At 68.8% G+C, this 14,051-nt stretch carries 13 protein-coding genes; 9 read left to right on the top strand and 4 right to left on the bottom strand.

Annotated elements, in window-relative coordinates:
• Positions 1-15: 15 nt before the first annotated feature.
• Entirely contained in the window at positions 16-1,707 is a 1,692-nt protein-coding gene (locus tag AC1Q6E_RS09800) for an FAD-dependent oxidoreductase (protein ID WP_152797062.1), read from the bottom strand.
• 79 nt (positions 1,708-1,786) lie between these two features.
• On the opposite strand from AC1Q6E_RS09800, the gene AC1Q6E_RS09795 reads away from it, so the two are divergent.
• A complete protein-coding gene (locus AC1Q6E_RS09795; RefSeq protein WP_492572644.1) occupies positions 1,787-2,695 on the top strand; it encodes a LysR family transcriptional regulator in 909 nt (302 codons plus the stop codon).
• 1 nt (position 2,696) lies between these two features.
• On the opposite strand, the gene AC1Q6E_RS09790 is transcribed toward AC1Q6E_RS09795, so the two are convergent.
• Positions 2,697-3,620 (bottom strand): LysR family transcriptional regulator, encoded by a 924-nt coding sequence (locus AC1Q6E_RS09790; RefSeq protein ID WP_152797058.1) that lies wholly within the window; start codon positions 3,618-3,620, stop codon positions 2,697-2,699.
• Positions 3,621-3,796: 176 nt separating this feature from the next.
• On the opposite strand from AC1Q6E_RS09790, the gene AC1Q6E_RS09785 reads away from it, so the two are divergent.
• The 7 genes from AC1Q6E_RS09785 (at position 3,797) to AC1Q6E_RS09755 (ending at position 11,502) form a co-directional block, all read left to right on the top strand.
• Positions 3,797-5,164, top strand: coding sequence for a Rieske 2Fe-2S domain-containing protein (locus tag AC1Q6E_RS09785; protein ID WP_152797056.1), 1,368 nt, complete (start codon positions 3,797-3,799; stop codon positions 5,162-5,164).
• A gap of 40 nt (positions 5,165-5,204) precedes the next feature.
• The gene (locus AC1Q6E_RS09780) at positions 5,205-6,170 is read left to right on the top strand and encodes a Bug family tripartite tricarboxylate transporter substrate binding protein (protein WP_492572643.1); all 966 of its coding nucleotides are present in this window, start codon (positions 5,205-5,207) and stop codon (positions 6,168-6,170) included.
• A 310-nt stretch (positions 6,171-6,480) separates the two neighbouring features.
• Positions 6,481-8,280 (top strand): PAS domain S-box protein, encoded by a 1,800-nt coding sequence (locus AC1Q6E_RS09775; protein ID WP_152797052.1) that lies wholly within the window; start codon positions 6,481-6,483, stop codon positions 8,278-8,280.
• A gap of 86 nt (positions 8,281-8,366) precedes the next feature.
• Positions 8,367-8,819 (top strand): MaoC family dehydratase, encoded by a 453-nt coding sequence (locus AC1Q6E_RS09770; RefSeq protein ID WP_492572642.1) that lies wholly within the window; start codon positions 8,367-8,369, stop codon positions 8,817-8,819.
• 10 nt (positions 8,820-8,829) lie between these two features.
• Complete coding sequence (locus AC1Q6E_RS09765; RefSeq protein ID WP_152797048.1) at positions 8,830-9,684, top strand: HpcH/HpaI aldolase/citrate lyase family protein; 855 nt, start codon at positions 8,830-8,832, stop codon at positions 9,682-9,684.
• Positions 9,685-9,834: 150 nt separating this feature from the next.
• Positions 9,835-10,812 (top strand): tripartite tricarboxylate transporter substrate binding protein, encoded by a 978-nt coding sequence (locus AC1Q6E_RS09760; RefSeq protein WP_492572641.1) that lies wholly within the window; start codon positions 9,835-9,837, stop codon positions 10,810-10,812.
• A gap of 48 nt (positions 10,813-10,860) precedes the next feature.
• Positions 10,861-11,502: a flavin reductase family protein gene (locus AC1Q6E_RS09755; RefSeq protein WP_492572640.1), complete on the top strand. Its 642-nt coding sequence runs from the start codon at positions 10,861-10,863 to the stop codon at positions 11,500-11,502.
• A gap of 30 nt (positions 11,503-11,532) precedes the next feature.
• On the opposite strand, the gene AC1Q6E_RS09750 is transcribed toward AC1Q6E_RS09755, so the two are convergent.
• Together AC1Q6E_RS09750 and AC1Q6E_RS09745 are read right to left on the bottom strand one after the other, a co-directional pair.
• Positions 11,533-12,156 (bottom strand): fumarate hydratase C-terminal domain-containing protein, encoded by a 624-nt coding sequence (locus AC1Q6E_RS09750; RefSeq protein ID WP_296559910.1) that lies wholly within the window; start codon positions 12,154-12,156, stop codon positions 11,533-11,535.
• Between the two features lie 28 nt (positions 12,157-12,184).
• Positions 12,185-13,054, bottom strand: a complete 870-nt coding sequence (locus AC1Q6E_RS09745; protein WP_152797043.1) for a fumarate hydratase — start codon at positions 13,052-13,054, stop codon at positions 12,185-12,187.
• Positions 13,055-13,223: 169 nt separating this feature from the next.
• On the opposite strand from AC1Q6E_RS09745, the gene AC1Q6E_RS09740 reads away from it, so the two are divergent.
• Positions 13,224-13,856, top strand: coding sequence for a glutathione S-transferase N-terminal domain-containing protein (locus tag AC1Q6E_RS09740; protein WP_492572639.1), 633 nt, complete (start codon positions 13,224-13,226; stop codon positions 13,854-13,856).
• The last annotated feature ends 195 nt before the right edge of the window (positions 13,857-14,051 follow it).

Genomic DNA, 14,051 nt, shown 5'->3' with positions numbered 1-14,051 from the left:
CGCGCGTGTCTTCTTTCATCGATGCAGGAACATGGCCGAGATCTTCTCCGCGGCCATCATGACCGGAAGATTGGTGTTGGCGCGCGGGACCGCGGGCAGCAGGGACGCGTCGGCGATCGTCAGCCCCGCCACGCCATGGACCTGGCCGTCGGGCGCCGCCACCGACAGTCGCGATGCCGCCGGACCCATCGCGCAGGTGCCGACCTGGTGGTACTGGAGCACGATCGACGCCCGCAGCGCCGCCCGCGCGGCCTGCGGACCGGCGGCGCCCGATAGCGACTCCGGCAGCGGTTTTACCGCCAGCGCATACAGTGGCGACAGAAGCCCGGGCCAGAGGCCGCCGGCGGCGCTCATGGCGCGGCTGGCCAGGCGTGTCGCCGACGTGCGAAAGCCCATCCACGCGGCGGCCTTGCCCAGCTTGACGAGCCCGGTGCCGCGGCCGATGGCACGCACGCGCGGGCTTTCCAGGAACTCCATCGCGGCGCGTACGCCCATCGACAGGCGTTCGACGTCCGACCGGTGATCGAGCATGTTGAAGTCGATGGCCGGCGCGACCCGGCAGTCGCCGGCGCGCAGGGTGACCGATCCGCTCGACGCGGGACGGTGCAGCACGACGTTCAGTACGCCCACGTGGCTGCCCGCGGCATGCCACGCGGCGCGGTCCCAGACCGACAGGTAGACGTCGCCGCCGGAGCGATGCGCGCCCGAGGACAGCCGCAGGGCCGCGTGCGCCGTCGGCAGGCCGGGCGGCAGTCCCTTCCGGCCTTTCAGGACGATGCCCAGGGGCACGGCGCAATGGTTCTGCAGGTTACGGCCGACGCCGGGCAGGTCCGCCACCGTCCGGATGCCCAGCGCTTCGAGCGCGGCGGCATCGCCGACGCCGGAACGCAGCAGCAGCGTGGGGGTCTGCAATGCGCCGGCGCACAGGAAGACGCGGGGAGCCAGGAAGATCCGCGGAGTGCCGGCCGATTCGGCCTCGACGCCGCGCACGCGCCCCTGTTCGATCCGCAGCCGCAGGCAGCGGGTGTCGGCCAGGATGTCCAGGTTGCCCCGGGCTCGCGTGGCCGCGCCCAGATAGGCGCGGTTCGCCGAGCATCGGCCGCCGCGGTCGGTCGAGACCGGCTGGACGAAGCAGCCGTCGCGGAAATCGGTGTTGGGATCCGCGATACGCGGATAGCCCGCCTGTTCCCAGGTATCGAGCAGCGCGTTGCTGAGCCGCCGATGCGGCGAGGCTGCCTGCCGCGCGACCGCGATGGCGGCGGCATCGTCGCAGTCCTGGCGCGGATCGGCCGATTCGAGCCGGCGGAAGTAGGGCTCCACGTCGCGCCAGCTCCAACCCTGCGCGCCGGCTTCGCACCATTCGTCGAAGTCCGCCGCGATTCCGCGCATCGCCACCATGGCGTTGATGGAGGACGAGCCGCCCACGAGCCGGCCCTGCGGGACGCGGGCCATGCGGCGGTCGGCGCCGCCCACGACCTGTCCTTTCAGGCCGGGCCATTGCAGCGCCGCGTCGTAGGCCGAGAGCGGATAGGGGTGGCGGATGGCCGGAGTTTCCAGAGGACCGGGGTCCGGGCCCGCCTCGAGCAGCAGCACCCGGCAGCGGCCGTCCTCCGACAGGCGGCGGGCGACGATGCAGCCGGCCGATCCCGCGCCTATCACGATTGCGTCATAGCTTTTTTCCATGCCGTCACGATAGACCCGGGACATGGACTTGGATCTCTGTTTCAAAGATGGATGTGATCTTTTTCATGGATATCAAAAGGCATCATCCTGCTATGCTGGAACGATGAACGCCCCGCTGCTCGACATCGAATCCGCCCGCTACTTCCTGGCCGTGGCGCAAGCCCAGAGCATTTCCGGGGCGGCCGTGTCGCTCGGTACCGTGCAGTCCAACGTTTCTACCCGACTCGCCCAGCTCGAAGGCAGCGTCGGCGTGGCGCTGCTGCGCCGGCACAACCGGGGCGTCAGCCTGACCAGCGCGGGCGAGGCGCTGCTGCCGCATTGCCGCGAATTGCTGCGCCTGTCGGCAAGCGCCGTCGCTTCCGTGCAGCAAGTTGCCGGAAGCCGCCCCGAACTGCGCATAGGCGCCTTCCATACGGCCACGGCCAGCCTGGTGCCCAGGGTGCTGTCCGGCTTCATCCGCGAGAACCGGGGAGTCCGGCTGACCGTGCGCGCGGGCACCACCGAGGAGATCCGCGCCTGCCTGAACGAAGGGGACATCGATTGCGCCTTCCTGCCCGGTGCCGCGGTGGACGGCACCATGACGGTCCAGGCCCGTTTCAATGAGCAACTGGGCTGGGTGGCGAAGACCGGTACGGTACGGCCTGGCGGACGGCCGCTGATGCAGGTGCTGGCCGGGTTGCCGCTGTATTCCGTGCGCCGCGGCACGCTGTACGAAGCGTCGGTCAGGCTGCTTTTCCAGGACGCGGGAGTCACCCCCGCGATGCCGCTTTTCCAGGAAGCGGGCTCGACCGAGATCCTGCGCGAGATGCTGGCGCTGGGGGGCTGCTTCACCCTGGCCGGCCGCAGTGTCTTCGCGGCCGAAGTGGCGGCGGGCGTGCTGGAGTTCCATGCCGTGCCGGGGCAGTCGCCCAGGCTGCAACCGGTGCTGGTCGGCGTGCGGGGCCGGACCCTGCCGGAGATCCCCGCCTTGTTCATCCGCTACGCCAAGGCGCGGGCCGCGCCGCCGTCCTGAACTACAACCGCGCCACCGGCGCCGACGGGTAGCCCGGATCGCCATAGGCCTGCCGCAGGTGATCGATGAATACCCGCACCCGCGAAGGCATGTGTCCGCGTTGCGGCACCACGGCGTAGATGCCTACGGTCGCGACCGCGTAGCGGTCCAGCACCGAGCGCAGCCGGCCATGCCGCAGGTCGTCCTCGACTTCCCACAGCGCGCGCCAGGCCAGGCCCATGCCGGCCAGCGCCCATTGATGCAGCGTCGAGCCGTCCGAGCAGCGCAGGGTGCCGGACACCGGTTGCTGAAGCAGGCGTCCGTCCTCGCGGAACTGCCAATGGCGGGCCTGCATCTGGCTTTCGCCGTGGAAGCACAGGCAGTTGTGGCGGGCGAGGTCGGCGGGGCGGGCCGGTTCGCCCGCGCGGTCCAGGTAGGCGGGACTGCCGACCACCACGCGCCGCGTCCCGCCCAGCGGGATGGCGACCTGGCTGCTGTCGGGCGGATCGCCGATGAAGAGCGCGCAATCGAAGCCGCCGGTGGGCAGGTTGGCGTAGTGGTCGTGCAGGTCCAGCGTGATGTCGAGCGAGGGGTGGCGGGCCACCAGCGCGGGAATCAGCGGGGCGATGTGGCGCCGTCCGAAGCCGGCGGGCGCGGTGACGCGCAAGTGGCCGTGCGCGCCCGAGGCGCGCGCCGAGACGGCCGCCTCGGCCTGTTCCAGGCCGGCGAGCACGGCACGCGCGGCGTCCAGGAAGCCGGTGCCGGCTTCGGTCAGCGCCAGTCCGCGCGGACTGCGGTGGACCAGCCGGGCGGCCAGGCGCCGTTCCAGCGCGTCGATGCGCTCGCGCATCACGTTGGGAGCCACGCCCTCGCTGCGGGCCGCGGCGGAAAAGCTGCCGTGCAGCGCCACGGAGACGAAGGACTCCAATTGCTTGTAGTGATCCATGGCGCGGTCCCCGGCCGGGCGAAACGGGTCGAGTGTGCCATAGCCCTATCCGTGTACCTAGCACTGCGCGGTCGATTGCATCGAATTTACCTACAGCTGAATTGACCGCGGCCGGCTTCCCCCAGCCCGGGGACGGCAGGGACAATGCGGTCATTCCCACTCCGACGAGGCATGACATGGCGCAGGATGTCCGCAATGCAACCCGACCCTACGGCGGCTACGACCGCCGGCCATCCACGGCGCCCGACCGGGAATTGGCCGAAGTCGGCCGAGGCACGCCCGCCGGCGAGTACCTGCGCCGTTTCTGGCAGCCCGTCGCGCTGGCGGCCGACATCAAGGACCTGCCCCTGCCCATCACCATCCTGGGCGAGGACCTGGTGGTGTTCCGCGATCGCTCCGGCGATCTCGGCCTGCTGGAGCGCCATTGCAGCCATCGTCGCACGTCGCTGGAGTACGCGCTGATCGTGGACCATGGGCTGCGCTGCGCCTACCATGGCTGGCACTACGGCGTGGATGGCGCGCTGCTGGACGTGCCGGGGGAAAAGGTGCCCGGCTCGCTGGCGTCCCGCATGTATCACGGCGCGTACCCGGTGCGGGAATTCCGTGGCCTGGTGTTCGCGTACATGGGCCCGCCGGACGAACGGCCGCCTTTCCCCGACTACGATTTCATGCATTACGACGAGGAGGAATATCTGCCCTTCTGCTGGCATAACCCCTGCAACTGGGTGCAATTGCGCGAGAACACGCAGGATCCCATCCACCTGACCTTCCTGCATTCGATGTTCGACGTGCAGCAGTTCGGCGACTACGCCTACGATCTTCCCGTCATCCAGGCTTGCGAGACGCCCATCGGCCAGATCACCACCAGCGTCCGGCGCGTGCACGACCTGTACTACTGCCGCGTCAATGAACTGATCCTGCCCAACATCGCCCGCGTGCCCGACGGCATCCGCCTGGGCGATGCCATTCCCGAGAACATGGCCGGCGAGCCGGGCAGGCGGCAGGCGGTCGAGTTGCGCTACCGTCGCCAACTGCCGTCCAGCCACGGCCTGGGCCTGTCGACCTGGATCGTGCCCAATGACGATTTCAACGCGATGCATATGGGATGGCTGCATTTGTCGCCAAAATGGAGCGAGAAGGCGCGCGCCGACTATCTGGCGACGATCACCTTCGGCCAGACGGGCGAGCGCAGCTACGAGGAACGGCACCGCAACCCGGGAGACTGGGACGCGTGGGTCGCGCAGGGCAGGATGGCGGTCCAGGCCAACGAGAACCTGACCGCCGCCGATGCCGGCATCGCCTTGTTCCGCCGCCAGCTCCGGGCGGGCATCCGCGCCGTGCAGGCGGGCGAGCGGCCCAAGGGCATGCGCGCCGACGGCGAGGGCGTGTGCCCGACCTACGGCTACGCCCTGACCCGGCCCGCTCCCGGCCTGCCGGACGAGGGGGCGGAGTGGGTGGCCAAGCAGGACTACGCCCAGGAGATGCAGCAAGACATCCTGGCCCGGCGCGCGCCCGCGCTGGACCGGATGCTGGAGTCCGCCTGAACCCCGAAGCCGGCCGCCGCCGCGCGGCCAGGAGAACGCCGTGAGAATCCTGATCTGCCTGTTGTTGTCCTGTTGTTCCCTGGCGCAGGCCCAGCCCGCGCCCGATGCCGGCTATCCCGCGCGGCCCGTGACCATCGTGGTCGGTTATCCGCCCGGCGCGGGGACCGACGTGCTGGCCAGGCTGGTGGCGCTGCGGCTGGCCAAGCGGCTGGGGCAGCCTTTCGTGGTCGAGAACCTGCCCGGGGCCAGCGGCATGATCGGCGCCAGCCACGTTGCCAAGGCTCCGCCCGACGGCCATACGCTGCTGGTGGCCCCGAACACCCTGTTCCTGGCGGCCCACCTGCTGCCCAAGGCATCCACGCCGGACGTCGTGCGCGCCTTCGCGCCCGTCATCCAGCTGTCGCAGGGCATGCTGCTGCTGGCCGCGCGGCCCGGCCTGGGCGTGTCCGACGCGGCGGGGCTGGTCGCGCGGGCGAAGAAGGGGCCGGGCCTGAGCTATGGCAGCCCGGGCAGCGGCTCGCCCATGCACATTGCCGGGGAGTTGTTCAACCGCGCCGCGGGCGTGTCGATCACGCACGTGCCGTACAAGGGCACCGCGCCCGCCATTACCGACCTGCTGGGCGGCCACATCGACCTGATCTACGGTGTGCCCGGCTCGCTCTGGCCGCATGTGCAGGCCGGCAAGATGGTGCCGCTGGGCGTCGTGCAGCCCACCCGTTCCCCGCTTCTGCCCCAGGTTCCGACGCTGGAAGAGCAAGGCATCAAGGGGCTGGATGTGACGACGTGGTACGGCATGCTGGCTCCCGCCGGCACGCCGGCTCCCGTGGTCGCGCGTCTCAATCGCGAGGTCGCGGCCATCCTGGCCGAGCCCGACGTGCAGAAGGAGTTCCGCGCGCTGTGGGAGGTGCCGGTGGGAGGATCGGTGGAAGACTTCACGCGGCGCACGCGCGACGACTACGCGCGCGCCGGCGCCATCGTCGCCGAGTTCGGCATCCGCCTGGACTGACGCCGTGCGGCGCGGCGCCTTCGCGCGCCGCGCCTTGCCCTTTTTGCGCCTTGTGCCCGCCGTTGCCGCGGGATCCGCGGTTTGGAAGGCGTAGCGGGCATGGTGAGGAAGAAAGCCCCCCGATCGCCGAAGTTGTGCGTACCCAGGGTTGTCCCTGATCCATTCCTGCCGGCCGCGAGCCGACAACCTCTGTTACCCATCGGTGGGATGGGCTGGAACTGACACGCGATAGGGCTTCTTATCGCGTGCCGTGCTTTTTCCCGCCGGTCGACAATCGTGATGCAGCAGCCGCAGTCCAGAGGAGGTCGGCATGTCGGGAACCGCAAGTCGCTTGGCGCGCGTATTGGAATTCCGTTCGGATCGTTCTACCCAGGTGCTGGAGCAGGCCATCGATGCCGTCGTCAGCATCGACCAGAACAACAACGTGACCTTCTACAACGCCGCTGCGGAACGGCTATGGGGCTACGGGCGCTCCGAAGTGATCGGGCGCAACGTAAAGATGCTGGTGCCGCAGGCCATCCAGGCGGCGCACGACGGCTACGTGGACGCGCATCGCCAGACCGGGCAGAACAAGATCGTGGGCACCAGCCGCAGGGTGCAGATCGACCGCAAGGACGGCCGCAAGGTCTGGGTCAGCCTGTCGTTGTCGCGGGTCGTCATCGGCCGGCACATCACCTATACCGCTTTCGTGCGCGACATCACCGCGCAGCACGAGGAGCGCGAGACCATCAACCAGACGCTGGAGCAGGCGCTGGACGCCGTCGTGTCCATCGACGAGCGGAACAACGTCACCTTCTTCAACGCCGCCGCCGAGCGGTTCTGGGGCTACGAACGGTCCGAGGTGATCGGCCGCAACGTGAAGATGCTGGTGCCGCGCGGCATCCAGGCCGACCACGACCGGCTGGTCGAAGCCAATCGCGAGACGGGCAAGGACAAGATCGTGGGCACCAGCCGCGAGGTGCAGGTCGAGCGCAAGGACGGCACCCAGGTCTGGGGCGCCCTGTCCTTGTCCAAGATCCGGGTCGGCGACCGCATCCTGTACACCGCCTTCGTCAAGGACATCTCGCGCGAGCGCGCGGTCCGCGAAGTCATCAACCAGACGCTGGAACAGGCCATCGACGCCGTGGTCTCGATCGACGGCGACAACAACGTCACGTTCTTCAATTCGGCGGCCGAACGGTTGTGGGGCTACGAACGGTCCGAGGTGATCGGCCGCAACGTGAAGATGCTGGTGCCACAGGCCATCCAGGCCGTCCACGACAGCTACGTGAACGCCAACCGCAGCACCGGCGTGGACAAGATCGTGGGCACCAGCCGCGACGTGCGGCTCGAACGCAAGGACGGATCCAAGGTGTGGGCCTGTCTCTCGCTGTCGCGGGTGAAGGCGGGCGACCGCATCACCTACACCGCCTTCGTCAAGGACATCACGGGTGAATACAACGCGCGCGAGATGATGAACCAGACGCTGGAGCAGGCGCTGGACGCGGTGGTCACCATCGACGAGCGGAACAACGTCACGTTCTTCAATGCCGCGGCCGAGCGGCTGTGGGGCTACGGACGCGACGAGGTCCTGGGCAAGAACGTCAAGATGCTGGTGCCGCATGCCATCCAGGCCGACCATGACCGGCTGGTCGAGGCCAATCGCGACACGGGCAAGGACAAGATCGTGGGCACCAGCCGCGAGGTACCCATCGAGCGCAAGGACGGCACGCGCATATGGGGCCTCTTGTCCCTGTCGAAGATACGGCTCGAAGGCAAGATCGCGTACACGGCCTTCCTGAAGAACGTGCAGTCCGAGCACACCGAGCGCGAGACCACGCACAGCGCCATGAATTCCGTGCTGGCGTCCAGCGAGCAGATCGGCCAGATCGTGGCGGTCATCAACGAGATCGCCGCGCAGACCAACCTGCTTTCGCTGAACGCGGCCATCGAGGCCGCCCGGGCCGGCGACGCCGGCCGCGGGTTCGCGGTGGTGGCCGACGAGGTGCGCAAGCTCGCCATGCGCTCGTCCAAGTCGGCCAGCGAGATCGGCACGCTGGTCGAAGAGACCAAGGACCGCATCAACGAACTGGCCCGGTCGCTGCGCCTGGAGGAACACGGGATGCCGTAGGCACGGGAGCCCGGCGGGGGGCGAATGCCGGTGTTCGGGTATATAAATCCCTATTCCCGACCGGAAACGGCATTCAGGAGACGACGATGGCTGGGCTCTACTTCGAACAGTTCACCCCCGGGCAGGAGTTCGCCCACGACTGGACCCGCACGGTCACGGAAATGGACAACGTATTGTTCAGTTCCTTGACCATGAACGTGCAGCCTTTGCACATCGATGCCCATTTCGCCGCCCGGACCGAATTCAAGCGGCCGCTGGTGAACAGCCTCTTCACGCTGGGGCTGATGATAGGCATGACGGTGAACGACACCACGTTGCGAACGACGGTCGCCAACCTGGGCATGACCGAGGTGGCCTTTCCCAAGCCGGTGTTCGCGGGCGACACGCTGCGCGTGCGCACCCGAGTGCTCTCGGTGCGGGACAGCCGCTCGCGCCCGGACGCGGGTATCGTCGAGTTCGAGCACCTCGCGCTGAACCAGGACGGCGATGTCGTCGCCCGGTGCAAGCGTTCCGCCTTGATGCACAAAGCCCCGGCCTAGGAGATCCGCCATGGTCCGTTCGATGCTGTTCGTGCCGGGCGATGCGCCGCGCAAGTTCGACAAGGCCGCGGCCAGTCCCGCCGACGCGCTGATCCTGGACCTGGAGGATTCGGTGGCGCCCGAGAACAAAGGCGCGGCGCGGCTGGCCGTGCGCGCCATGCTCGGCCAGGCGCCCGCCGGCAAACAGACCTGGGTGCGCATCAACGCGCTGGACAGTGGCGAGGCGCTGGCCGACCTGGCCGCCGTCGTTCCCGGACGGCCAGCCGGCATCGTATTGCCCAAGTGCGCCCGGCGTGCCGACCTGGAGCGGACGGCCCACTACCTGGACGCCTGCGAGGCCATGGCCGGCCTGCCCGCGGGGGGCATCCGCATCCTGGCCATCGTCACCGAGACCGCCCGTTCGCTGTTCGGCCTGCACGACTACGCCGGCGCCACGCCCCGGCTGTGGGGGCTGTCGTGGGGCGCGGAAGACCTGGCCGCCGACCTGGGCGCCCGGGCCAACCGGGAGGCCGGACGCTACACCGAGCCGTTCCGCCTGGCGCGTTCGCTGTGCCTGGCGGCCGCGGCGGCCGCGGGCGTGCGCGCGGTGGACACCGTCTGCGTCGAACTGGACGCGCCCGACATCCTGGCCGCCGAGACGAGCGAGGCGGTACGCGACGGCTTCGTCGCCAAGCTGGCCATCCACCCCCGGCACGTGGAGCCGATCAATCGTCTGTTGACGCCCGACGAAGCCCGGTTGCGATGGGCGAGGGCGGTGGTCCAGGCGTTCGACGCGCACCCGGGCGCGGGGACGCTGAACCTGGACGGAAAGATGATCGATCGGCCGCACCTGCGGCTGGCGCGCCGGCTGCTGGAAGGGGAGTGAACCCGCCAGGCGGCGTCGGTTGCGCCGCCGCACATATCAGCTTTGCCTTCCCCGGTCCTGGGACGGGAAAGGGCGCGCTTCTATAGTAGGCCGCAGCGCCATGGCCGCATGCGGCTGGATGGCGGATAACCATAAGCCATGGAGACGACCTTGAAACGCGCACTCGCCATCCTGTTCGGCGGCCTGGCGGCTACGGCCTTGCTGCTGCCTGCCGCCTACGCCCAGTCCGACTACCCCAGCCGGCCGGTCACCCTGATCAACCCCTACGCGCCCGGCGGGCCCGCCGACACCCTGGCGCGGGAACTGGCGGCCCGGCTGAAGGACCGCCTGGGCCAGCCCGTGGTCGTGGAGAACAAGGCCGGCAGCGGGGCGATGGTCGGCACCGGCTACGTGGCGCGCGCCAAGCCCGACGGCTACACCCTGCTGATGGGCACCTCGCCCGGCATGGTAGTCGGCCCGCTGATCGAGCGCGCGACCTACGACGGCCTGAAGGATTTCGATCTGGTCGGACTGGTGGCCAACCAGCCCGTGGTCCTGGTCGCCAACGCCAAGCTCGGCATCAACACCATGCAGGACCTGCTGGACCGGGCGCGCCAGCAGCCCGGCAAGCTCAACTTCGCATCGGCCGGCACTGGCGGTCCGACCCATCTGGCCGGCGAATTGCTGCGCCGCCGCGCCAACATCGCAATCACCCACGTTCCCTACAAGGGCGCCGCTCCGGCCCTGCAGGACCTGATCGGCGGCCAGGTCGAGCTGGGCATGCTGAGCGCCTCGCCCGTGTTGCCCTTCGTCAAGGACGGCCGCCTCAAGGCCATCGCCTATACCGGTGCCAAGCGGTCGTCGCTGCTGCCCGAGGTACCCACCATGGCCGAGGCCGGCATCAAGAACTGGAACGAGGTCTCCACCTGGTATGCCCTGGCGGCGCCGCGCGGCACGCCCCCGGCTATCATCCAGAAACTGAGCGCGGCGCTGACGGCGATCAACGCCGAGCCGGAGCACCAGCGTTTCCTGGCGCAGCAGGACGGCAGCATCGACAACATGACGCCGGCCGAAGTCACCACCTTTGCCCAGAAGGACAAGACGGCGATGACGGAACTGCTGGGCGCCCTGGACATGCTGGCGAAATGAGTCTTGCGGCGCGGCGCTTTCGCCGCGCCGTGACAGGAATCGGAGAACATGAAGGACTTCATACGCGTCGACGGCCAGGGCCTGGACCCGGCCGACGCCTACCGCCTCGTCGTCGGCTGCGTGGTGCCGCGCCCGGTGGCCTGGATCACCACGCAGGACCAGAACGGCCGCGTCAACGCCGCCCCGTTCAGCTCCTACAACTACGTCGCTACCCGGCCGCCCATGCTGGCGGTCAACATCTCCACGCTGGACGGCGACCTGAAGGACACCGCGCGCAACATCATCGAGACGCGCGAATTCGTCGTCAACGTCTCGACCGAGGCCGACCTGGAGATCATGCACGCCAGCGCCGCGGAATACCCGCCCGAGATCAGCGAACCCGAGGCCCTGGGCATCCCGCTTTTGCCCAGCCACCACGTCAAGCCCCCGCGCATCGCCTCGACTCCGGTGCAGATGGAGTGCCGCCTGGACCAGGCCATCGAGCTGGGGGAGGGCTACAACACCCTGTACATCGGCCAGGTCGTTGCCTTCCACCTCTCTCCCGACATCTACGACGGCCGACGCGTCAACAGCGCCGCCATGCGGCCCATCGCCCGCCTGGGGGGGCCTTTCTATGCCGCGCTGGGGGAAATCTTCCACCGGCCGATGCTGCAACGGCAGCCGGGCGCGGAACCGCCGCCCGAGCGCTGAACGGCGTGCCGATGTCGGCGGCGTGTCGGGCTAGGGATTTTCCGCCCTACGCTCGCCGAGACGGGCAAGGATCGCGGGCAGCCGGTCGTGCGCGGCTTCGGCCAGGTCGCCGTAGAGACTGTTGCCTTGCGCATCGATCCCCACCGTAGCCGGCCCCAACCCCTCCACCCGCAGTTTCACCAGACGGTAGTGGTGCACCAGGTCGTTCCAGTGCACCGCCACCACTTCCCGTATCGATTCCGACAGCAGCGTGCATCCCCCGCCCAGAAACGACAGGTATACGCAGCCCGCCTCCCGCATGGCCTCGACGCTGCGCGCATCCAGTCCGCCCTTGCCTCCCGCCACCCGCAACCCCAGCTCGCGGATCAGCCGCGGCATGAAACCGTTGAAGCGCGTGCTGGTGGTGGGGTTCAGGTACAGCACCTCGAACCGGCCATCGACCTCCCGGCTGTAGCTGCCCAGATGCAGCAGCGCGGCACCGTTCAGATCGATGGGAGGCGCTTCGCCACGGTCGAGCAGTCCGGTCAGGCGTTCGTGCGTGGTCATGCCCGCGCACAGCACGACCTCGCCGTGCAGGCGGACCTGGTCGCCCACGCGCAGCGACCGGACCTTGGCTTCGTCCAGGGGCAGTTCAAGTTCGTGCAGGGTGCTCACGATATCGATTCCTCGTCAGGCCGGGCCGTCATTCGATGATCTCCACCCGGCCCGAGCCGTGGATGCGGGCCCGGGTGCGGCGGTTGATCCAGCAGTTGAAGCACACCGCCACCGGCGTGAAGCCATGGCCCGAGGCATAGTCCACGTGCACGGCCATGGCGGTGCTGTCGCCGCCGGTGCCCATGGGGCCGAAGCCCGTTGCGTTGGCGGCTTCCTTGAGGCGGTCTTCCATGGCGGCCAGCATGGGCTCGGGATTGGTGGTGCCGATGGGCCGCAGCGTGGCCTGCTTGGCCAGTTTGGCGGCATAGTCGAAGGTGCCGCCTATGCCCACGCCGATGACGACGGGAGGGCAGTGCTGCGATCCCGCCTTCAGGATGACATCCATCACGTAGCGCTCGATGGTCTCCAGGCTGGGGAAGGTGAATATCTCCAGCGCGGCCCAGCGGCCCGAGCCCAGCGCCTTGGGCGAACAGGTGATGTCCAGGTAGTCGGCGCCATCGATCAGGTCGAAGGTAACGATGGGCATGTCCTTGCCCTTGTAGCCGCGCTCGTTGGTGAGCGGGTTGGTCACGTGGGCGAGCAGCGGGGGCTGGATGGTGGCGACCAGATCGTCGAAACCATCGGCGAAGGCGCGTTTGATGTCACCCTCCAGCCGGGCGCCGGTGCCGATGCCCACGTAGTAGACCGGGACGCCGGAATCGGAGCACACGAAGTGCTGGCGGGCCTCGGCGGCATCGGCGCTTTGCAGCATGATGCGCAGCGTGCCGCGCGCGACGTCGTTGTGTTCGCTGCGCTCGGCCGCGCGCAGCGCTTCCTTGGTGTCCTCGGGTATCTTCTTCAGCGCGCGTTCGTAGAGCTGGGCGCTGACCGATCGCACGAGGTCGTAGCTGATGGCCATCTGTCTCCCCTGTGGCGCGTCCGGGCGCGCGTTCCTAGGCATCCCCGGACTATAGCGACGTGGCCTTCCGGCTGCTATCACCCGGCCGGCACATCTGCTTTGCGGACGGTCGCGGCCGCCCGGGTGGATATACTGGCCGCCATATGGAATATCTTGTTGGAAAGCGCGCATGAAGCTGCATTGGTCCACCCGTTCGCCCTACGTGCGCAAGGTCATGGCCGCCGCCATCGAGACCGGGCTGGACGGGGCCATCGAGACCTGCCTGTCCACCGTCTCGCTGTCGACCGTGAACGCGGACGTCGAGCGGGACAATCCGCTGGGCAAGATACCGGCCCTGGTGACCGACGAGGGCGTGGCCTTGTACGACTCGCTGGTCATCTGCGAGTACCTGGACCACCACAGCCGCAAGGGCCGTCTGTTCCCCCGCGAGTTCGAACAGCGCCTGGCCGCGTTGCGCTGGCATGCGCTGGGCAACGGACTGACCGATATCCTGATCCTGTGGAACAACGAGCGCGGCCGCGACCCGGCCCTGCAGTCGCCGGCGCATCTGTCTTCGTACCACGCCAAGACCCTGGCCACGCTGGATGCGCTGGAAGCCACGGTGGACGAGCTCGACCGCCGCGAGTTCGACATCGGCCACCTGGGCGTGGCGGTCGGGGTCGGCCATGCGGATTTCCGTTTCGCCGATCTTCAATGGCGCGCCACGCGGCCGCGCCTGTCGGCCTGGGCCGACCGCATGGCCGAGCGCGAATCGCTGCGCCGGACGGTGCAGTTCGATCCGCGCCTGCAGAAGCAGGTTTAGTGTCGAACATAGGCCCCTGGCTGGTTCGGCATTCATTTTCTTTACCCGGTCTTGTCCGGGGTGCCGGGGCCGGGGGGCGGGCGGGGCGCAGCGAAGCCGGTCCCGCTGCGCGGGACTACCCGGTGGGGACAGGGTGGACGGGGCGGGCGCAGAACTCGGGCGGGAACAGTCCCCCGGACTGTTCCTAAGGCCGCC

The organism is Pigmentiphaga sp. MLSB6-MA01 (assembly GCF_058793475.1).
This window is presented reverse-complemented; position numbering and strand designations above follow the sequence as displayed.

Excerpts from the sequence above, each read along its gene's own strand:
- AC1Q6E_RS09800 (WP_152797062.1), bottom strand. The coding sequence starts at position 1,707 with ATGTCCCGGGTCTATCGTGACGGCATGGAAAAAAGCTATGACGCAATC.
- AC1Q6E_RS09795 (WP_492572644.1), top strand. The coding sequence starts at position 1,787 with ATGAACGCCCCGCTGCTCGACATCGAATCCGCCCGCTACTTCCTGGCC.
- AC1Q6E_RS09790 (WP_152797058.1), bottom strand. The coding sequence starts at position 3,620 with ATGGATCACTACAAGCAATTGGAGTCCTTCGTCTCCGTGGCGCTGCAC.
- AC1Q6E_RS09785 (WP_152797056.1), top strand. The coding sequence starts at position 3,797 with ATGGCGCAGGATGTCCGCAATGCAACCCGACCCTACGGCGGCTACGAC.
- AC1Q6E_RS09775 (WP_152797052.1), top strand. The coding sequence starts at position 6,481 with ATGTCGGGAACCGCAAGTCGCTTGGCGCGCGTATTGGAATTCCGTTCG.
- AC1Q6E_RS09770 (WP_492572642.1), top strand. The coding sequence starts at position 8,367 with ATGGCTGGGCTCTACTTCGAACAGTTCACCCCCGGGCAGGAGTTCGCC.
- AC1Q6E_RS09765 (WP_152797048.1), top strand. The coding sequence starts at position 8,830 with ATGGTCCGTTCGATGCTGTTCGTGCCGGGCGATGCGCCGCGCAAGTTC.
- AC1Q6E_RS09755 (WP_492572640.1), top strand. The coding sequence starts at position 10,861 with ATGAAGGACTTCATACGCGTCGACGGCCAGGGCCTGGACCCGGCCGAC.
- AC1Q6E_RS09745 (WP_152797043.1), bottom strand. The coding sequence starts at position 13,054 with ATGGCCATCAGCTACGACCTCGTGCGATCGGTCAGCGCCCAGCTCTAC.
- AC1Q6E_RS09740 (WP_492572639.1), top strand. The coding sequence starts at position 13,224 with ATGAAGCTGCATTGGTCCACCCGTTCGCCCTACGTGCGCAAGGTCATG.